This is a genomic window from Bacillus sp. FSL R5-0709 (genome assembly GCF_038004785.1).
GTDB classification, from domain to species: Bacteria; Bacillota; Bacilli; order Bacillales; family Bacillaceae_G; genus Bacillus_A; species Bacillus_A mycoides.
This window is the reverse complement of sequence record NZ_JBBORT010000001.1, coordinates 2,587,069-2,608,773: the sequence shown is the minus strand read 5'-3', so window position 1 is coordinate 2,608,773 and position 21,705 is coordinate 2,587,069. Positions and strand designations below refer to the sequence as shown.

Annotated in this window: 17 protein-coding genes and 1 riboswitch; of the genes, 15 read left to right on the top strand and 2 right to left on the bottom strand. The window is 32.1% G+C overall.

What is annotated here, in order from left to right:
* The 3 genes from MKX37_RS13240 to MKX37_RS13230 all read left to right on the top strand — a co-directional run bounded on the left by MKX37_RS13240 (position 1) and on the right by MKX37_RS13230 (position 2,786).
* Entirely contained in the window at positions 1-708 is a 708-nt protein-coding gene (locus tag MKX37_RS13240; RefSeq protein ID WP_002127681.1) for a response regulator transcription factor, read from the top strand.
* Positions 705-1,688, top strand: a complete 984-nt coding sequence (locus MKX37_RS13235; protein WP_078422454.1) for a sensor histidine kinase — start codon at positions 705-707, stop codon at positions 1,686-1,688. Before MKX37_RS13240 ends, MKX37_RS13235 begins: the two co-directional genes overlap by 4 nt.
* 198 nt (positions 1,689-1,886) lie before the next feature.
* Positions 1,887-2,786, top strand: coding sequence for a LysR substrate-binding domain-containing protein (locus tag MKX37_RS13230; protein WP_002168251.1), 900 nt, complete (start codon positions 1,887-1,889; stop codon positions 2,784-2,786).
* A gap of 76 nt (positions 2,787-2,862) precedes the next feature.
* Here MKX37_RS13230 and MKX37_RS13225 read toward each other — a convergent pair whose 3' ends face one another.
* Positions 2,863-3,852: an aldo/keto reductase family protein gene (locus tag MKX37_RS13225; RefSeq protein ID WP_078422453.1), complete on the bottom strand. Its 990-nt coding sequence runs from the start codon at positions 3,850-3,852 to the stop codon at positions 2,863-2,865.
* A 515-nt stretch (positions 3,853-4,367) separates the two neighbouring features.
* On the opposite strand from MKX37_RS13225, the gene abc-f reads away from it, so the two are divergent.
* From abc-f to MKX37_RS13200, 5 genes are all read left to right on the top strand, one after another.
* Positions 4,368-5,972, top strand: coding sequence for a ribosomal protection-like ABC-F family protein (abc-f, locus tag MKX37_RS13220; RefSeq protein WP_078422458.1), 1,605 nt, complete (start codon positions 4,368-4,370; stop codon positions 5,970-5,972).
* A 20-nt stretch (positions 5,973-5,992) separates the two neighbouring features.
* Positions 5,993-6,586: a GNAT family N-acetyltransferase gene (locus tag MKX37_RS13215; protein WP_041868003.1), complete on the top strand. Its 594-nt coding sequence runs from the start codon at positions 5,993-5,995 to the stop codon at positions 6,584-6,586.
* Positions 6,587-7,054: 468 nt separating this feature from the next.
* Positions 7,055-7,825: an ABC transporter ATP-binding protein gene (locus MKX37_RS13210; RefSeq protein ID WP_002127673.1), complete on the top strand. Its 771-nt coding sequence runs from the start codon at positions 7,055-7,057 to the stop codon at positions 7,823-7,825.
* On the top strand, positions 7,800-9,731 hold the full coding sequence (locus MKX37_RS13205; protein WP_002168255.1) for an ABC transporter permease: 1,932 nt from the start codon (positions 7,800-7,802) through the stop codon (positions 9,729-9,731). Before MKX37_RS13210 ends, MKX37_RS13205 begins: the two co-directional genes overlap by 26 nt.
* Positions 9,732-9,800: 69 nt before the next feature.
* Entirely contained in the window at positions 9,801-10,472 is a 672-nt protein-coding gene (locus tag MKX37_RS13200; protein ID WP_002127671.1) for a lipoprotein BA_5634 family protein, read from the top strand.
* A 75-nt stretch (positions 10,473-10,547) separates the two neighbouring features.
* On the opposite strand, the gene MKX37_RS13195 is transcribed toward MKX37_RS13200, so the two are convergent.
* The gene (locus MKX37_RS13195) at positions 10,548-10,889 is read right to left on the bottom strand and encodes a DUF3914 domain-containing protein (protein WP_002127670.1); all 342 of its coding nucleotides are present in this window, start codon (positions 10,887-10,889) and stop codon (positions 10,548-10,550) included.
* Positions 10,890-11,168: 279 nt separating this feature from the next.
* Here MKX37_RS13195 and MKX37_RS13190 point away from each other — a divergent pair, with 279 nt between their 5' ends.
* From MKX37_RS13190 to MKX37_RS13160, 7 genes are all read left to right on the top strand, one after another.
* The gene (locus MKX37_RS13190; protein ID WP_078422452.1) at positions 11,169-12,410 is read left to right on the top strand and encodes an esterase/lipase family protein; all 1,242 of its coding nucleotides are present in this window, start codon (positions 11,169-11,171) and stop codon (positions 12,408-12,410) included.
* 87 nt (positions 12,411-12,497) lie between these two features.
* Positions 12,498-13,523, top strand: a complete 1,026-nt coding sequence (locus MKX37_RS13185) for a homoserine dehydrogenase (protein ID WP_078422451.1) — start codon at positions 12,498-12,500, stop codon at positions 13,521-13,523.
* Positions 13,524-13,619: 96 nt separating this feature from the next.
* Complete coding sequence (gene pdxR, locus MKX37_RS13180; RefSeq protein ID WP_078422450.1) at positions 13,620-15,068, top strand: MocR-like pyridoxine biosynthesis transcription factor PdxR; 1,449 nt, start codon at positions 13,620-13,622, stop codon at positions 15,066-15,068.
* A gap of 4 nt (positions 15,069-15,072) precedes the next feature.
* Positions 15,073-15,987 carry a D-alanine--D-alanine ligase gene (locus MKX37_RS13175; protein ID WP_078422457.1) on the top strand — a complete coding sequence of 305 codons (915 nt, stop codon included), beginning with the start codon at positions 15,073-15,075 and terminating at the stop codon, positions 15,985-15,987.
* A 73-nt stretch (positions 15,988-16,060) separates the two neighbouring features.
* Positions 16,061-16,166: riboswitch (TPP riboswitch) on the top strand.
* 124 nt (positions 16,167-16,290) lie between these two features.
* Positions 16,291-16,977, top strand: a complete 687-nt coding sequence (gene tenA, locus MKX37_RS13170; protein WP_002032475.1) for a thiaminase II — start codon at positions 16,291-16,293, stop codon at positions 16,975-16,977.
* Between the two features lie 331 nt (positions 16,978-17,308).
* Positions 17,309-19,690 (top strand): pPIWI_RE module domain-containing protein, encoded by a 2,382-nt coding sequence (locus MKX37_RS13165; RefSeq protein ID WP_002127661.1) that lies wholly within the window; start codon positions 17,309-17,311, stop codon positions 19,688-19,690.
* A gap of 210 nt (positions 19,691-19,900) precedes the next feature.
* Positions 19,901-20,668 carry a DUF3959 family protein gene (locus MKX37_RS13160; protein ID WP_078422556.1) on the top strand — a complete coding sequence of 256 codons (768 nt, stop codon included), beginning with the start codon at positions 19,901-19,903 and terminating at the stop codon, positions 20,666-20,668.
* The last annotated feature ends 1,037 nt before the right edge of the window (positions 20,669-21,705 follow it).

Sequence of the window (21,705 nt, the reverse complement as noted above, 5' to 3'; positions counted from 1 at the left end):
ATGGTTAAAATTATGATTGTTGAAGATGATATGAAAATTGCGGAGTTATTATCAACATATGTTGCGAAATACGGTTACCAAGGAATTATTGTAACGGATTTTCAAAATGTGTTAGACATATTTTTAGAAGAACAACCGGAGTTAGTTTTATTAGATATTAATTTACCAAGTTTTGATGGTTACTATTGGTGTCGTCAAATTCGCGGGGTTTCCACATGTCCGATTTTATTTATTTCGGCCCGTGAAGGTACGATGGATCAAGTTATGGCGTTAGAAAATGGTGGCGATGATTTTATTCCGAAGCCGTTTCATTATGAAGTTGTAATGGCGAAAATTCGTAGTCATTTAAGACGTGCTTATGGAGACTATGCACCGAAACTAGAAGAACGAATGATTGAGCAACAAGGTCTTAGTTTATATCCCGAAAGACTTGTATTAAAACTTAGGAACCAAGAGATTGATATAACGAGAAACGAAGCCATTTTATTAGAGATGTTAATGAAAAACTATCCGCGTGTTGTGAGTAGGGAAGTATTATTAAATAAATTATGGGATAGTGAATCTTATGTTGATGATAATACATTAAGTGTAAATACAACACGTGTGCGTAAAAAGTTAAAAACGTTACAAATTGAAGGAGCAATTGAAACAATTCGTAGTGTTGGATATAGATTACATATTACTTGGGATAATGGTATGGAAAAATGATAAGGTTATTTATACGTGATCATATAGCACTTATTTGTTTTACTGAGATCCAACTACTAGCCATATTCTTAGTTTATTGGTTTGATGGGCATAATCATATTTCAACGGCATTATATGCAATGTTTTTAGGTGCTTTTTTTATGGTAAGTTATTTAGTATTTCGTTATTTTACACATCGTTCTTTTTATGAACGTTTAGCAAATCCGTTGCAATCTTTGGATGAATCTGTTCAAAAATCTGATTTTGCAGTTTTATCTACTGCTCTCCAAGATTTGCTCGAAGTACAATATCGACATTATCAAAATCAGCTCCAGTTACAAGAGAGGAAAAATAATGATCATTTAACCTTTATGAATCAGTGGATTCATCAAATGAAAACACCTTTATCTGTAATAGAATTAATTACACAAGATGAAGTGGATTCACGTTTTGAAAGTATTAATGAGGAAACAGATAGGTTAAAAAAGGGGTTAGAGATGGCACTGTATGTCGCACGTTTAGAAGCATTTACACAAGATTTTTATGTAGAAAGAGTACAACTACATAAAATAGTGAATGATTCCGTGCATGAACATAAACGCTTTTTTATTCGGAATTTTGTATACCCAGAGCTTGAAATTGATAAGAGTATTACTGTAGAAAGTGATGCGAAGTGGTTACAATTTTTAATTGGACAAATAATATCGAATGCGATTAAATATTCATCAGGTAGTAGAGAAAAGATTAAAGTGAAAGCATGTAAGGAAGGTAATACAGTTGTACTTGAAATTACCGATAGTGGCGTAGGGATACCGAAGCAAGATTTACCAAGAGTATTTAAACCTTTCTTTACAGGAGAAAACGGTAGAGATTTTAAAGAATCAACAGGAATGGGATTATATCTTGTATATGAAATTACGAAACAATTAGGACATAGTGTAGGAATCCATTCAGAGGTTGGTAAAGGTACCGTTGTACGAATAATATTTTTTAATGTGTAAAAAGTGATTCAGGCTAAAGAACTTTTAAGATAAGTTTTTTAGCCTTGTTTTGTAATACTGATACAATTTGAGAATGTAAAATTATTTACATAAGAGAAGATAAACTCAACTGAAAAGGAAAAAGAACAACTAGTCATACACATGCTTTTTAGTAATAAAAGTGCTTTTTGGGTAATTGATAATGACTGGGGGATTGAAATGGATATTCGTAAAATGAGGTATTTCATAACAGTGGCAGAAGAATTAAACTTTAGTCGTGCAGCAGAGCGTCTTATGATGGCACAACCTCCTTTAAGTCAAGAAATTCGTAAATTAGAAGAAGAATTAGGAGTTCAACTTTTTCATCGAACAAAAAGAATGGTTGAACTTACGGATGCTGGAAAAATATTTTTAGAAGGTGCGCGGCAAACATTGCTTCAAGTAGATAGAACTATTAAAGAAACACAGCTTGCGGATGAAGGGAAGATAGGACATTTAATAATCGGTTTTGTCGATTCTACAGAAACCGTAATAGACATATTAAAAAAATTTCGAGAACGTTTTCCTAGAATACAGCTTATATTACGCGAGATGACAACAGACCAGCAAATAAAAGCGCTATATGAAAAACAAATTCATATTGGATTTATTCGTTCCAAGCAAAATAATGAAATATTAGTTTCCGAAGTTTGTTCTGAGGAATGTTTAAAATTAGTTTTGCATGAAGAGCATCCTTTAGTTTCGTTACGTAACATTTCAATCAAATCATTAGTTGATGAACCATTTATTTTATTTCCTCGTCATTTCGGTACTAACTTTTATGATTTAATTATTAGTTACTTTTGGGAACATGGAGTAAGTTTAAATATTGTTCAAGAGGCGATCCAAATGCAAACGATTGTGAATTTAGTTGCAGCAGGAATGGGGATTTCTGTCGTTCCATCATCGGTGGAAAGCTATAAAAAATCGGGTGTCATGTATAAAGACATTCAAGAAAATACACCGAAAATAAATTTATATGTTGGATGGAGACAAGATGAAAAGTCTGTCGTGTTAGAGAACTTCTTAACAGTTGTTAGAGAGGTTTATGCGACTTCACAATTTGAATTTGAAAAGTAAAAGCCCATCTTGATAGGATGGGCAGTGGAAATTTGGAAAGGGAAACTTCTATTTTTATTTTAAAGTCACTGATGATTCAACCTGTTTTACTCGGATCGTACTCAATGAAACCTTTTAGTACGCTATCAATTTGATCCATAATTTCAGGTTGCAATTTAACACTAGAAGCAATTACGTTTTCTCTTATTTGCTCCGGATTTGAAGCGCCAATAATTGCAGAGGAAACAGCTGGATTTTGTAGTACCCAAGCAACTGCGAGTTGTGGTAGGGTAAGATTAGTTTCTTGCGCGATGGGATTGAGTTTCTGAATTGCAGTGAGTACATCATCACTCATCCAACGTTGCACGAGTTTGTGGAAAAATGGTTTACCAGCATCTGAATTAGCACGTGATTGAGTCGGCAAGGGTTTACCAGGTTGATATTTTCCTGAGAGAATACCTTGTGCAAGGGGAGACCAAACAACTTGACCAAGCCCCTCACGTTGACATGTTGGTATTACATCAGTTTCAATAACACGCCACAACATCGAATATTGAGGTTGGCTAGCGATAAGTGGAATGTTCAATTCTCGTGCAAGTGCTGCACCGCGGGTAATTTGTTCTGATGTCCATTCACTTACGCCTAAGTAAAGGACTTTACCTTGTCTTACAAGATCAGCAAAAGCTAACATCGTTTCCTCAAGGGGAGTTGTTGAGTCAAATCTATGTGCATAATAGACATCAATGTAGTCTGTCTGCAACCGCTGTAACGATGCATTGCAATTTTCTATAATATGTTTTCTCGATAATCCACGATCATTTTTTCCAGGTCCGGTCGGATGGCATACTTTTGTACATAGTTCTATACTTTCTCGTCGTATACCTTTCAAAGACCGGCCAAGTACTTCCTCGGCTATCGTGTCCGAATAAACATCAGCAGTATCGAACGTTGTAATTCCAACATCCAGTGCGGCTTTCACACAATCATTTGCAATATCTTCATTTACTTTCCCGCCATGGTTTATCCAGTTCCCATATGCAATCTTACTTACTGTTAATCCACTGTTTCCTAGTTTGCTAAATTCCATTGTAGAATCCCTCCTTAAAAATGATAACTTTATTATAAGAACTGAAATGTAGTATGTATAATATATAATTAATCATAAATTTATATAAAAATTATATAAGAGGGAGTACTTAGAAGTTTATTACTAGGGAAATCTAAAGAAATTAGTACAACAAATGTAATTTATGCTTGTTCAATATGAAGTTAAGAAATGATAAATAGACCTAGAAGACAGTAATCTTTATGACAGCACATATAATTGCATTTACTCATACCATACTAGTATGGTACAATATGGTTACTTATGACGGAAAGGATTGATGGGTGGACGATGATTAACTAATCTTATTTTTAAATGTTGAAATTAAATAAATTTCAATTTCTAAAAAATAGGATTAGTCTGCCCAATTTCCATACAACGGTATTGCTATTTATGTTGTACAATAGCTTATTTGGGTATAAATATTTTAATGACTAATCCTGCCAAATTTATTTGGGAGGATTTTTTATTCTCCCTTAATGAAAGGGATCGGTATTATGAAAGAACTTTTAAAATTAAATGATGTTTATGTTGAAATAAAGGAAAATACTTTGTTAGAGAAAATGAATGTGACAGTTAAACAAGGGGATGTTATCGGATTAATTGGTAAAAACGGTGCCGGTAAATCAACGTTACTTCAATTAATAAATGGGAAGATTGAGCCATCAAAAGGGATTGTTGAATGGCAGCAAATGAATATGACAACGGCATATGTTGAACAAGAAATAGAATCTTTTATTAGTAATGATATGATTGCAAAAGAAGCAGAACTTCTTGCGAAATGGGGCGTGCCAACGAACGATTTTCTTACTTTAAGTGGTGGTGAAAAGCTGAAAGTTCGACTAGCAAAAGGATTTGCCGAAAATCCTAATTTATTAATATTAGATGAACCGACAAATCATTTAGATGAGATGAGTACGGAATTTCTCATTAAGCAAATAAAAAATATGAAGGGTACAGTTATCGTTGTATCGCATGATCGATACTTTTTAGATGTTGTCGCAACTAGAATATGGTCAATTGAGGATAAGAAATTAATTGACCATATCGGTAATTATACGAGTTATATGAAAGCACGTGAGCATAAAAGAATGACGCAGCAGCGTGAATATGAAAAACAACAAAAAAAGATAGAACAAGTAGAAACACATATAAAAGAATTAAGTTCATGGTCACAAAAGGCACACGCACAGTCTACAAAACAAGAAGGAGTTAAAGAGTTTTATCGTGTAAAAGCGAAGCGAATGGATGCGCAAGTGAAGTCAAAACGAAAACGTCTCGAAAAAGAGCTGGAGAAAACGAAAGTAGAACGTCTGAAAGAAGAGTATTCAGTGGAGTTCTCTATTCAAGCGAATAAAAAAGTAGGAAAACGCTTTTTAGAAGTAAAGAAATTAAAAAAAGACTTTCATGGAAAGACATTATTTGAAAACGTTAATTTTACAATCCAGCACGGTGAGAAGGTTGCGATTGTTGGACCAAACGGTTGTGGGAAAACAACATTACTGAAGATGATTATGGGAACGGAAACTGTACAAGGAGAAGTATGGATTTCACCATCTGCAAACATCGGTTATTTAACACAAGAAGTATTTGATTTACCACTAGATAAAACACCAGAAGATTTATTTTTTAAAGAGACATTTGAAGAAAGAGGAAAAGTCCAAAGTTTAATGAAACATTTAGGATTCCAAGCTTCTCAATGGAAAGAGCCGATTGAGCATATGAGTATGGGAGAACGAGTAAAATGCAAGTTAATGGCTTATATTTTAGATGAACCGACGAATCACCTTGACCTTCCTTCACGTGAACAGCTTGAAAATACATTAGCTGAGTATAATGGAACACTCGTTATAGTTTCTCACGATCGATATTTTCTGGAGAAAACAACTAACACGAAACTCGTGTTTTTAAATAATACGATACAAAAGCAGCTAGAGGAACTTATTAAAACAAGAGATGATATTGAAGAGCTACGTTTAACATTAGAAACAGAGCGACAAGAAGTATTAGGTAAATTAAGTTTCTTAACTTCTAACGATAAAGAATATAAAGAACTTGATGCACGTTTTATAGAACTTACGAAGCAGATTAAGGCGCTTTAATATAATTAAGGGGGATTAACATGGGAGAAGAGAGTTCGACTAATTTATTTAGAATAGACTGTGGAGATATATACTTGCAAGAGTTTACTATCAAAGATGCGGAGAGTATTTATAAAATATCGAATCAACCGGAAATAGAACAGTTTTTACCAGACTGGAAATCAACGAAAGAACAAAGGATTGACTGGGTTATTAATGATGAAATACCAGCAAATAAAGCATTTCTTAATGCAGTGAAAAATACATGTAACATAGATGATCATATATTAAAGCTAGGAATATTTAATAAAGATACAAATGAATTTATTGGATGGTGCTGCACAAGCATTAAAGAAGAACTCCCTTCACCAAATAGAGAAATAATGTATGCTATTTCAAGCGAGTATCAAAGCAATGGTTACGCTACGAAAGCGACTAAAGGGTTAATTGATTATTTGTTTAAAAATACAAATGTAGATGTCCTCAACGCAATTGCTTTAATTAACAACGTACCATCAAATAAAGTTATTGAAAAATGTGGATTTACTTATTTGAGCAAACAGACGATAGAAAACCAACTATATAATCATTATTTATTAAGCAAATCAGAGTGGATAAAAAATATTGCTCTTTAAAAGGAGTTATAATGGAATGAAATGATTTTAAAAAAGCTTAGAGCTAAAGCTCTAAGCTTTTTTATGTACTATTTACTTTTGGATTATACTTATGAATTATAAGTTATTATTCATCGTTTTGAAGTTCTATAGTGATTCTTTATAATATATTTTATGTTGCTAATAAAGAATACAAGGAATACAGCAACTTTTAATGATGATAATCGTTTCTTAAACCCACTTTTATTTATATATTTAATAGGCTTACAAGGTGTCCTGGCAACTAGAAATAAGTAGCATTGTATTTTATGCTACTATATAGATATTACAAGATGAATAATCGTTAATTATAGTTTGAAAACAGGTTTGTTATCAGTTTTTTTAGAAATCTTACAAGCGTGTAAGATAAATGAAAGATGAATCAATATGTGCTATAAGACAATTCATTTACACTATATTGTGAGAAGTGCAAATGAAGGGAGAATATAAATGGAAATTCTACATGCAAAAAGTATTAGTAAAGTATATAAAGGGAAAGTACCTTTTAAAGCATTGGTAGATATTGATTTATCAATTCAAGAAGGTGAATTTATAGGGATTATGGGGCCATCAGGGAGCGGGAAAACAACGTTATTAAATATGGTATCTACTATCGACTCTCCAACATCGGGAGAAATATTAATAAATGGTACAAATCCTTTCCAGTTGACATCAGATAATTTGGCTTTATTCCGTAGGAAACAATTAGGATTTGTTTTTCAATCATTTAATTTACTTAGCACACTTACAGTAAAGGAAAATATCGTATTGCCGATGACATTAGATGGTGTTTCTGTACAAGAAATGAACAAACGAGTTGTAGAAATTGCAGAGAAATTAAATATTACAGATATATTGAGTAAAAGAACTTTTGAAATTTCAGGGGGGCAAGCTCAAAGAACAGCAATTGCTCGTGCAATTGTTCATAAGCCGCAATTATTACTTGCAGATGAACCAACAGGGAATTTAGACTCTAAATCTTCAAATGATGTAATGGAGATGCTAGATACTTTGAATAAAGAAGAAAAAGCTACGATGATGTTAGTTACACATGATCCGTATGCAGCGAGTTTTTGCAGCAGAGTCATATTTATTAAAGATGGTCAACTATATAACGAAATTTATTGTGGTGAAAGTAGGCAAGCATTTTATCAAAAGATTATGGATGTCCTTTCTTTGTTAGGAGGGAAAAGGCATGACTTTTCGTCAGTTCGCATTTAATAATATTTTTCGCAATAAGCGTACATATGCAGCTCATTTTTTAAGTAGTGCATTTTCTATTATGATTTTCTTTACGTATGCTCTTTTATTATTTCATCCTGATTTACAAGGTGAGTTGAAATCGACAAGTGCAACAATAAGTGCATTTGGTACATTGGGATTTTCAGTTTCGCAAGGCTTGATTTTTGTATTTTCATTTTTCTTCATTCTATATTCAGTTAGTTCATTTTTAAAAACGCGTAAGAAAGAATTTGGGATATTAATGATGCAAGGTATGTCAATGAGACAGCTTAAGAAATTATTATTAATTGAAAATATGTTGATTGGACTTGGCTCAATTTGTATAGGAATTCTAATTGGACTCGTATTTTCTAAACTAGTTTTATTGATAAGCGCAAGTGTATTAATGATTAGTAATGGTTTGCCTTTTTATATACCAGTGCAGGCCGTATTATTAACAGTCATCACATTTCTTTTATTATTTTTAATTGTTTCGCTCGTTACATTTAAAATGATAAAAGTAACAGAACTTGTGGAACTTATACAAGCAGAGGAAAAGCCAAAGCCAGAACCGAAAGCATCAATTTTATTATCGCTACTTTCTTTAATTAGTATAGGGTATGGATATTTTTCAGTATTTCGCTTTATCCCAAGTACTAATTTTATTACGCTTGGAATAGGGGTGCTCCTAGTAATTATAGGAACGTACTTTTTATATACACAGTGTAGCGTTTATATATTGCACCTTGCGAAAAGGAGAGAATCTTTCTTTTTAAAGAGAACAAATATATTAACATTTTCTGAATTAATTTACCGTATGAAAGATAATGCAACGATGTTTTTTATAGTATCTATTGTTTCAGCAGTTGCATTTACAGCGATTGGTACAACAGCTGCAATTGGAAATAGGGATTTGGTAAGGATGACAAATCCCTATACATTTTTGTATGGAAGTTTTGAAAACGACAAAGTATTAAATAAAAATCTTTCTATTATAAAAAAACACCTTTCTGATGCTAATATTCCGTATCGAATGGCTTCATCTTCATATATATACACGGAAAATGGTGTAGATGTAATGAAGTTAAGTGAATATAACGATCTTGCTAAAGCACTAGGCTATCAACAAGAAACAATCGAAAAAGAAGATGAAATTTTATTAATTCCTGGAGTCGTATCACAAAAACAAGAATTTAAAAATGGCGAGTATAAAAAGAATATAGAAGTCATTCAAGGAGATTGGACAAAGACATTTCATGTGAAAAAAGCCGTAGAAAATTTAGTTTTACCACATGATTCTAGAACTATTTATATCGCTGTTAAAGATCAGGTATATGATGGAATACCTCTTACTAGTGACCCAGTTAATAAAGACATTCAATATCGTACTTACGGATTTGTTGTAGACGATTGGATGAAAACGAAGGGAATTTCAAACGAATTAATTAGTAGATTTGAGAAAGATACTAGAGTAGGTAATTTTCAATTTCGGGCTTTAACTATAGATTTGTTAAGTGCAAAGCAAACGAATGGATTATTACTTATGGCAAGTGTTTTAGTCGGAATCGTCTTCTTCACATTCGCTGCTAGTTTTATTTATTTCCGATTATATACTGATTTGGATCGCGATCAACAGCAATATAAAATGATTTCGAAAATGGGATTAAGTAAACGAGAATTAAAAAAAATTGTAACGAGACAGTTATTATTAATGTTCTTCTTACCGATTGTTGTTGCAGTGATTCATACTGTAGTCGCTTATACGGCATTACAGCAATTAGTCGATTTTTCTATAATTAATAGCTCTATCGTTATTTTAATTTCATTTATATGTATACAAGTATTATATTTCTTTATAACCCGTTGGCGTTACCTGCAAAAGCTTTATAAGGTTATGGAGCAATAGAGTTTATTAGCTTGTAAGACTACATTAAAGTATGTGGAAAAAATGAACTGTATGATGAAAGGAAACGCGATGAAAAGAACTTTAACTATTTTTATGTTAACGATACTACTATTAATAAGTTTTAGTGCATGTTCTAAAAAGGAGAATCCATTTCCTGCAAACGGTTTATTAATCATTGGAAATGAAAATAAAATTTCACCAATTATTAATCGTTATCAAGAAATTACGAAAGAAAATGAAGTGTTTTCTGTGAAAACAGGTACTTATGGAAACGGACAGGTATTAATTTTAAATGAGTCTACAGCACAAGCATTGATTAAAGCTAAAGTTTTCCGTAAACGAGATAATGGCTCCAATTTTATGCCTGTAAATACGTTACCGAAATTCCCAAAAGAGGGTTCTCTACTGTTTGCACAAGAAGACGAAAAGACTTTGAAAAGTATTAAATTAGAAGGAAAAGAGGTCCCTGTCATATACAATAGTGACGCTTGGATAGGTAACAAGCGTAATTATCCAACGCAATGGTATGTGATTGTATCCAAAAATAATATATATAAGGAAATAAAAGCAAATGAAACAAAAATGCATCTTCTTCAATTAAAAAAATCTTTAGGTGACGAAAAACCTAAAATGTCGACAGATAATACATTGGTTAATGAAAATGTAAAAGTAAGAAAGCTAATTAAAGATTTTGAGGGAGAAGTATCAGTTCAGTTTTTAACGATTGAAGAAAAATCTTAAAAAAGAGTTCAAGGTTGATAAAGTTTCTATCAACCTTGAACTCTTTTTAGTTATAGACCATTCAGATAACATAGTTTACATGACTTCATTTAATCGAGTCTCGCTCGTTTCTTCAATCGCATTTGAATGTTGAACCGAACCATTTTGAGATTCCTTTTCTTTACGAAATTTCTGTAACATTTCTAAAATCATCCATAAAGGTACACCTTTGTCTTTTAGCATTTTCCATAAGTCTAATTCGCTAAATTTATGATCCGCTTGTTTCATTTCTTGTTCAGATGTACGAATATCAAATTTGATTAGATCATTAGATTTCTTATCTTCATGCTTAGTAGAAGAGATAGTATTATGCTCAAGATTAGATGGGGTTATTTTAGAAGGTTGAGCTAATGTATGAATGTTTAATCCGACTTGCATGCTTTTTTCCTCCTTTTCAAGCAATGAAATTAGTTTTCTTATGATTTTTAAATCCATTTAACATGAGGAAACTATATTTAATTATAAATTCAAATAATCAGATTTACAAGTTGTGTTATGAAAAGTAAATGCTTACTAGAATTAATATTTATCAACATTTGTATATGTTTTCTATATATACAACGTATATAAAATACTTTACATTATGTTTAAGTTGCAAACTAATTTTGTGTTTTTTTTCAAAGATAAATGTAAACGTTTTATTGAGGGGGAGAAAGTATGGGGAAATTATTTTTAAAAGTATGTTTTTTCGCATTAGTGACTGTTTGTTCATTCGCAGCGAAAACAACATACGCTGAAGAGAGACAACAAAATAATTATCCTATCATTTTAGTGAATGGATTTGCTGGATGGGGTAGAGAGGAAATGCTAGGGGTAAAATATTGGGGTGGTGTTCATGATATACAAGAAGATTTAAAAAGAAATGGTTATACAGTACATACTGCAGCTGTTGGACCAGTTTCTAGTAACTGGGATCGTGCATGTGAATTATATGCGCAAATTAACGGTGGAATAGTAGACTACGGTGCGGCACATGCTGAGAAACATGGACATAATCGTTTTGGTAGAACTTATAGTGGATTTGCACCGAATTGGAGTGAAACAAATAAAGTTCATTTAGTTGGGCATAGCATGGGTGGACAAACGACAAGAACATTAGTGCAGTTATTAAAAGAAGGAAGTTATGAAGAAAAAGATTATGTGAAAAATCATCCGAACACAAAGATATCACCACTATTTGAAGGTGGCAAATCGTATGTTCATAGTGTTACAACTTTAGCAACTCCTCATAACGGTACAACACTTGCGGACGGAAGTCTTCTGTTGCCGTTCGTTAAAGATTTACTCATTACAGCTGCAAGTTTAGGTGGAAACAATAATTTATCATTATATGATTTTAAATTGGATCAATGGGGTATAAAAAAGAATGCCGGAGAGTCCTTTTTCCAATATTCTGATCGTATTTTAAATAGTTCAATTTGGGAAAATACAAAAGATATAAGTCAATGGGATTTAAGTACTGATGGAGCAAAGGAGTTAAATAATTGGGTAAAGACGCAATCGGATGTATATTACTTATCTTATAGTGGACATGCATCGCAAGCAGCACCAATAACAGGTTTACATTTACCTCATATAACGATGAATAAAGTGTTAATGGGTAATGCATTTTTCTTAGGTTCCTATGCAAGATATGAAGAGAATCGAACATTAATAGATACTTCTTGGTGGCAAAATGACGGTGTAGTAAATACAAATTCTATGATTGCGCCTTCGTCTAATATTGCTGCAAATGATAATGAGTCTTTACAGGTTGGAAAATGGAATCATATCGAAACGAAAGCAAATTGGGACCATCTTGATATGGTAGGATTAAGCGTTTCAGACACGTTAGGTTTTTCTAATATTCAAGAGTTTTATAGAACAATTGCAGAAAAATTATCACGGTTACCGAAATAGATAATAATAAAGCGCTCTCGATGGAATTCGAGGGCGCTTTATATTATATTGAAAGAGGGATTTGGTATAAAAATATGGGGGGATATTATGAAAATTCAAATTGTATTATCAGGATATGGGACAGTAGGAAGAGAGTTTATAAAATTATTAAATGAAAAATATTTATATATAAATGAAACATATGGAATTGACTTAGTTGTTAGTGGAGTGATAGGAAGAAATATTGCAATACATAACGGGAAAGGTTTGCAGATTAATGATTTATTGACGTATGGTGATGGTTCTGCTGCAATTGAAAAATATATCGAACATTATCCAGAGGAACGCGGAACGATTAATATAAATGGTACTGTATTGGTTGAATCAACTGCTACAAATCTTAAAAATGGAAATCCAGGGAAACAGTATATGAAACAAGCTATTGAAAATCAAATGGATATAGTAGCTATTTCAAAAGGTGCACTTGTTACAGCTTGGAGTGAACTGAATACAGCAGCACGTATTTCAGGCTCACGCATTCGATATAGCGGTGCAACTGCCGCTGCGTTACCGACATTAGACATTGGACAACTAAGTTTAGCAGGTTGCCATATTGAAAAAATAGAAGGAATATTGAACGGGACAACAAATTATATTCTTACAAAGATGCATGAAGAATATAAGACGTTTGAAGAAGCATTGCAAGAAGCACAAAATAAAGGAATTGCGGAGACTAACCCGTTATTAGATATAAGCGGGATGGATAGCGCTTGTAAATTATTACTTTTGACGAATAGTTTAATGGGAAACGATTATTCACTCAAAGATATAAAAATAAACGGAATAGAGCACGTTACAACGCAACAAATTCAAAATGCAAAGGAACAAAATAAATCAATTAAATTAATTGCATCAGCATATAAAGATGATAATGGAAAAGTAAACCTTAGTGTACAACCTTGTAATTTAGAGAAAGAACATCCGTTAGCAAATATAAATGGCACGGAAAAAGGAATTACGTTCTTTACAGATACAATGGGACAAGTCACTACAATTGGTGGAGCTTCTAATCCACGCGGAGCTGCAGCAGCTGCTTTAAAAGATGTAATCAATTTATATCGAAATGATTTATAGGCTTTATAACCGTACCGCTATTAATAAAAAATACATATGTAGTGGACCTTTTGAGAATGAAATAAATATGCAAAAATAATTGCAGGGGGTAAGAAATTGTTTAAAGATTTTAAAGTTGTAAAAGATCGTCCCGTTTATATTCAATTAAAGGATTATTTAAAAAAGATGATTATGAAAGGGCATTTGTTGGGGGACCAAAAAATCCCATCAACAAGGGAACTGAGTGAATTATTATCAGTGAGCAGAAATACAGTACTCTCTGCATATGCGGATTTAGAACAAGAAGGACTCATTTATGCAGTTAAAGGAAAAGGAAATTTCGTTGCGAAGGTGGATATAAGTAACACCTCGTCTGTTGAAATAGATTGGAAAAATAAACTTAATACAGTTACCATATTAGCGGATGAATTAGACTTAATGAAGCATGGAGTTCGCTGGGAAAAAGGAATGATTGTTTTTAATAGTATAGCCCCGGACGAAAAGCTATTTGATGTTGAAAATTTCAAAAGAGCTTTTCTTACTCGTATGTCCATTGAAGGGGATATCGTATTGAACTACGGATATGCAAAAGGTTATAGACCGTTAATGAATTATTTACTTCATTACATGGAAATGAAAGGTGTAGATATTTCGAACAAAGATATTCTAATTACAAATGGATTTACAGAAGGATTAGATATTGTGTTATCTTCTTTATCGAAGAAATCAGGGCGTGTTATTTGTGAGAACCCAACTCACCATGCTGCATTGAAGCTTTTTCGTTTACATGGACTTGAAGTTCATGGAATTAATATGAATGATGATGGTATTGATACGAATGAAGTAGAAAAAAGTTTGCGTGAAAAGGATTTTGATTTCGCGTATTTAATCCCTTCTTATCATAATCCAACTGGTATTGTTACGAGTTCGGAGAAAAGAACGGAATTGATGAGGTTATTTTCAAAATACAAGATCCCTATTATAGAGGATGGGTTTAATGAAGAATTACGTTATTCGGGTTCACATTTATCGCCATTATTAACTTTTGCAGGGGCTGGTAATAATGTGATTTATATTAGTAGCTTTTCAAAGGTACTTTTCCCTGGTTTACGTGTAGGTTGGATCATTGCAGATAAAGAACTGATACATTATTTAGAAAGTGTTAAAAGAGCCAGAACCATTCACACATCTACGTTAGATCAAGCTGTTCTGTTTCAATATTTACATGAAGGATATTTTGAAAAATATTTAAAAAAAGCAAGATCTGTTTATAAGAAAAAATATGAGTTAGCTGTTGGGGCGTGTAATCAGTACATTCCGTTTAAAAGAATGAATGGAGACGGTGGACTTCATTTGTTTATAGAGTTGGAAGAAAAAATTCAAGCCCGCACACTTTTACAAAAGTGTTATGAGAAAAGAGTTACGTTTTCTCCTGGAGATGTTTTTTACTCTGATGGAGGAGGAGCGAACACATTCCGATTAGGATTTTCACGTTTGAAAGAACAGGAAATTGTTAGCGGGATTCAAATAATTGGTGAAACTTTAAAAAATGAAACTTGGAGTTGAGAAAATGAGAATTGGCGTTATTATGGGAGGAGTATCCTCTGAAAAACAAGTATCAATTATGACTGGGAATGAAATGATTGCACATTTAGATAAGAGTAAATATGAAATCGTTCCAATTACGTTAAATGAAAAAATGGATTTAATTGAAAAAGCGAAAGACATTGATTTTGCATTGCTAGCATTACACGGAAAGTACGGAGAAGATGGTACAGTTCAAGGGACGCTAGAGAGTTTAGGTATTCCTTATAGCGGTAGCAATATGTTATCTAGCGGTATATGTATGGACAAAAATATTTCGAAAAAGATTTTGCGTTATGAAGGAGTAGAAACACCAGATTGGATTGAACTTACAAAAATGGAGGATCTAAAGCTTGAGGAGTTAGATAAATTAGGATTTCCGTTAGTGGTAAAACCAAACTCTGGCGGCTCAAGTGTTGGAGTTAAGATTGTCTATGATAAAAATGAATTAACCTCTATGCTGGAAACTGTATTCGAATGGGATTCTGAAGTAGTAATTGAGAAGTATATAAAAGGTGACGAGATTACATGTTCAATTTTTGATGGGCAACAGTTACCTATCATTTCGATTCGACATGCTGCTGTGTTCTTTGACTACAATGCAAAATATGATGATACTAGTACAGTTGAAGAAGTTATCGAACTTCCAGCTGAAATAAAGGAACGTGTAAATAAAGCGTCACTGGCTTGTTATAAAGCATTAAAATGTAGTGTTTATGCAAGGGTTGATATGATGGTGAAGAAAGGAATTCCATATGTAATGGAAGTTAATACATTACCAGGGATGACACAATCAAGTTTACTGCCAAAAAGTGCGGAAGCAGCGGGAATTAATTATAGCAAACTATTAGATATGATAATTGAAACTTCATTAAAAGTAAGGAAAGAAGAAGGTTTTTAAGGTAGTTATATAATTAATTCTTTTGACAGTTCCACGAATTATGCTATGATAATTACAATACGACAACTAAATATTTGTCCACTAGGGGGGCCTTTTATAGGCTGAGATCAGATGAAATTTTGAGACTCTTAGTACCTGATCTGGTTAATGCCAGCGTAGGGAAGTGGGAAAGACGTTGCTATTTAACGAATAAATACTGTCAATTTCACTTTCTTTACGCCTGTAAAGAAAGTTTTTTTATTTTACAGCTTTAATAATTGTGGATAAATACGTATATTTTTTACATTATTTGGAGGGGATTAAATGACTTTTTCACAATCATTACGTAAAGAAGTAGATTCAATTTGGGAAGCAAGTTTTAACCATCCTTTTGTAAAAAAACTAGGCGAAGGAACATTAGATTTAGCTAGTTTTCGATATTATGTGCTTCAAGATTCTTATTATTTGAGTCATTTTGCTAGAGTACAAACGTTAGGTGCTGCAAAGGCTCTTGAATTAGAAACGACAGCTCGTATGGCACACCATGCACAAAATACGTATGAAGCTGAGTTATCATTACATGAGAATTTCGCAAAGAAATTAGGGATTACAAAAGAAGAAAAAGATAATTTTATTCCTGCGCCAACTGCATATGCATATACATCTCATATGTATCGTGCAGCTTATGAAGGGCATTTAGGAGATATTATTGCGGCTATTTTACCTTGTTATTGGTTATATTATGAAATCGGTGAACGATTAAAAGAATGTCAACCAGAAGAGCCAATTTATCAAGAATGGATTTCTGCATATGGATCTGATTGGTTCCGTACTCTAGTAGAAGAGCAAATCACACGATTAGATACGATCGCTGAAAAAGTAACAGAGGCAGACCGTAATCGTATGAGACAACATTTTATTTTTAGTAGTCAATATGAATATTCATTTTGGGAAATGGCATATACATTAGAAAAATGGCCGGTGAATGAAGAAGTTAAAGGTGTTATTTAATTAAGAGTGTATAAAGGGTATCGCTATATAAAGAGGCGATACCTTTTATTATATTTAGTTTCTGTAATTTTTTTGTAAATCGTAGATAAAAAATATAATAATTCATTATAATGATTTTATAATATAAAGTCCCATAAGGAGGTAGTTATATGTTAATAGTTACTTTATATTAATTTGATTTTAATAATGTTTTATTTGTATAACTAAATGTAATTTAGCTATTTCCTTTAATGTGCTTGGTTAAAAATTGATTCGTTAATGCTTAAAAAATTGGTATCTTTTCTAGTATTACTCATGATCAATATAAATTAAGAGAGGAAGTATTAATAATATGGAAAAATTACAGTTATTAGCATTTAAAAATATAGTAGAACCCCTCTATAATGAGAAAGTATCGTATATTTATTTTCCTATTGAATGGCTTGAGATTGTAGAGATACATTATAGAACATTTTTATTAACGAGCAAATTAAAACTTGTAAATGAAAGATTGTATGAAATGTTTTCTGATATATTATTCATTCAGCATAATCCATATATATTAAAGGAAGATACGCCCTGGATTGTAGCAAAAGAACCAATGAAACAAGAACAGTTAGACTATATTTTCCAAAGCTGGTATGAGGTTATTCATGATTGGAAACCTAATAAATTAATAGATCCACCACATTTAGAATGGCAGTATGATTTAATTAGTAATTTACCAGCATTACATGATAAAAAAACGTTTTCTAAATGGGTACCAGCTCTAATTACTCATATTTTTTGCGAACAGCCTTTACGTATGGAAAATAAAAATGAGGAAGAAATATATTTTTCACCACTGCGATCACAACATGTTTCTGAAGCGATGTCTGAGCCAATTAAAGATGAAGAAACACATGATTATTTCTCTTATGTATATCGGTTTGAATACGTAACTCGTGGAGGTGAGAATATTCCGCTATTAAAAGTATCTGTAGGGATTAGGAGGTTTTATCAACAATATAATCATAAAGATATCCCTATACTTTTAGGGCGAAAGCGGAGCCAAATACTGATTTCAACTCCTGAATTTGAATCAAATAATAAAAAGCAAAGATTTGTAAAGTTAAAAGTACAACAAGCTGTAAAAGGAATAAAGTGGATTAAACGTTTTAGAAATTTAAAAGATGATTATAGGATAGGGGGAGAAGTTAAATTAGAGAACATTCTCCAATGTCCGAAAGAGTATATTAGAGGAACAAAGATAAGAGTGCTTCTTCCATATAACGAAAATATATATAAAGTTCAAGGAACAAAAATAAAATTTGGTATAAAAGTAAGAGAAAAAGAGGAACTTTTTAATGAATTCCAACGAATATGCCCATATTTCACGTTACTTCCAGAATGTGAAAATGTATTAACTAATAATGAGAATGAGTTATTACCTTTATTTGCCCCAAAGGGATTAGACTCAATTACGTTAGAAGTATGGTCAGATGATATAGTAATAGAGATAGAACAAGCGTTATTAGATAGCAAAATAGTTTTAGCTCAAAACGGAGATTCCTCCTATGTATTAAATGCAGACAATCCGGTGTTGTTAAAAATAGTAAGATATAACATTAGGAAATTGTTACAAAATCCATATAGAATGCAATATAGCCATAAAAACAAAAAAAAACTAGTAGACGATGTCGTAAAAGCTGTACATGCTACGGCAGGTGAGCAAAATGAAATGAAATTAGCATTAATTGCAATAAAAAATTGTGATGGTCGCGAAAAAATTAATCCAAAGCAAATTATTCGGGAAGGATTCGCTCAAACGGAACGTATTTCAGCATTTATTAATTTATTTATCGGACAAAGTGTATCTAAAAAAGAAATTATTAATGCCATTCTTAGTTTGTTAGAACAAAAGGGGTTCTTAAAGTGTAGTTGGAATAAGATAAAATTACCGGGGATAATTGTAAATTTATCAATTGAGAAAATGTCTAAATATGATTTCTTACCTATTTTTTCAAAAATAAATGGGAGAGAAATATTATATAAATTATATGGTCAAGAAGAATGGGGCACAATTGATCATACTTTATTAAATATAGGTAATAATAAAGTGTTTTTACCACAACCATCAAAAAGGAATGATATAGGAGTCAGTTTTAAACAATTTATGTCAGAAACATTAGTTGAAATTTCACAAGATGCACATAAACAAAATAAAGAAGTTTATTTTATTGTAGATGCCAATATGAGGAAATATTGGATAGAGGAATTGCAAAATAAAAGCGTTAATATTGGGGTTTCACCTGAAATAATCTCAAATTTAAAAGAGGATATAAACATAATTAGAATTAATACTAACTCAGATGTACCGAACTATATTGTTAGAGACCAAGAACATGTTATGAATGAAACGAGATTATTTGTAGATCAAATGGGAATTTACTATAGCACGGCTGCATACGAATTAGATTGTAATGAGATAGTACAGCAGTACATACTCGAAGTTATCCCGCTTGGTGTAAAATCTGAAGAGAGAGAAGAAATCGCCAAAATGATACATTACATGTGCTGTAAATCAACCTTGCTCTCAGAACAAAATACTCATAATACGTATGTAATGCATATGGTTAAATTAATTAAAAATTATACTACCGATATTGATTCAAGGGAGTTTAAAGAATTCAATGACGAATTAGATGAAGATGTAATAATTTTAGAAAAAGAAGATACATTGATATTAATATAAATAATAGTGTACAAATCCTGCTAGTAATAATGAGCAGGATTTGTCATTTTTTCATGTAAATAAGGCTATCCTTTGTCATGTATCTTTTCTTTTACGTATTTACTTTATTTACATACAGGATTAAGATGTTTTTTAGAAATACAAAAACTACATCATATGGAAAAGCGATTTTTATTAATTGAAAAGAAAATTTGAAAGGAATGGGGAATTGTGAAGAAATTAGATGTATTATTAATGCTACTGAGCGGCCTCTTTCCAATTGCAGGAATGTTAAAGCAAATCCCTCTTGAACAATCTTTATTTATTGGAGGACTTTTATTTTTTACTAGTTTCGGTAGTTACTTTGCGAAAAAGATATATTCACGTATATGTAGCTGGATAGCGTATGCACCATTTATAACATTACTGTTAGTCATTTGGAATCAGGATATTTCAATAAGTTCAATAATAGCGAACGCGAAAATCGCCGCTTGCATTGCGTTAATTCCGTGTTTATTCCGGTTTCGTACATACGGGCTTACTTTGGGCTTATTCTCATTATGGACCGCCTTACTATGGGATATAAAAGAAGTACAGTCGTTAGTCATACTTGAGCGTATGACTAGTTTAATGACAAGCCATTACTTATATATTCTCCTTTTAGTTGGAGGACTTATATTAGGTGGATTACTTGTGATGTTATTACATCGAAAAGAAAAAGATAATAAAGTTGAAAATACAAATATATTTAAACAAAAAAAGAAACGCAACAAACCAACATTTAAAATTCGTATTCCTAGATTACCAAAGTTTAAGATAAAATTATTAAAGTTTGGTGGGAAATCTTCTAAACGAAAAACACCAGAAACAATTTATGAGCGTAATTATGATGAACCAGCTCAATCAAATCAAATGATAGAGCAAGAACCGCAATATAAAGTAGAAGCTATCCAAGGACAAACAAGGATGGAACGTCGAAGAAATAGGCATAATGCATAGTAAAATTAGTTAACCCCTTAATGTTTTATCGTAGAATTGATAAATCATTAAGGGGTTTTATATATTCCTCTGTGTGCTTTTTTATCTCTCACATGTTTATTAGCAATTATCCAGTGAAATATATAAACTACTAGTAGTTTATATAATACATTTTAGTAATGAGAAGAAATTAATACTTAACAAATCTTTATGTATGGCGGTTTCTGGGTAATCAGAAACTGCCTATTTTATATGGTTGCAAACATCGACTATTTGGAAAATCCCTTTGTTTTATTTGATGGAGATATAGTACCGCATATTGGTCATTCTTATTTAGGGCTATTTATTTCGATGAAGAGGTATGAAATATAATAAAAAAGGACAAGCAGTCGTACCTACTGTCCATTAAAGGAGAAAAACATTTTGGTTTAGAACTACGAATAAACAGAAAATCTGCTTGTAATTATTGTTAACCTAAGTGTATTTATCTATACAATAAAAAAGGGATAAGTAAAATATACTTATCCCAAGAAAGGAAATTCAAAACACCAAAATGGCTCGTATTGGTCTACAGGTTCAAAACTAGTATATGTAAAATATAAAATCTCATACACAAAGCAGACAGCAATTTTAGTTGTCTGCCAGTTAGTCGAATGAGTTAGTCAATTGTGATAATTTGCTTTCCCATTACAAGAAGAGTGAAGTTGATATTTCAAACAGCTTGTAGGTAGTGTTTACGATGTTTTTAAAAATATACAGAGAAAGCAGATAAGTGAAGAACCTATCTGCTTCGCTGTAACAAAAGAAAGAAGTACCAGCCGTGGATACAGCGGCTTGAAAATAGTATGTATTGTTTTTTTGAAAAGTATTCAAGGAGTGAAGTCTGGTGGAATATATTCTATATGGTGTATATGAAATCACTCAGTTAATCAGTGAAGCAAAGGGGAAAAAAATAATGAATATCACACAATTACGTGGAATATAAAAGAGGCTAACTAATCGAAAGCACTAAATATGGCGATCAAGGTAGCCTTGTAGATGAATGATATGAGACTAAT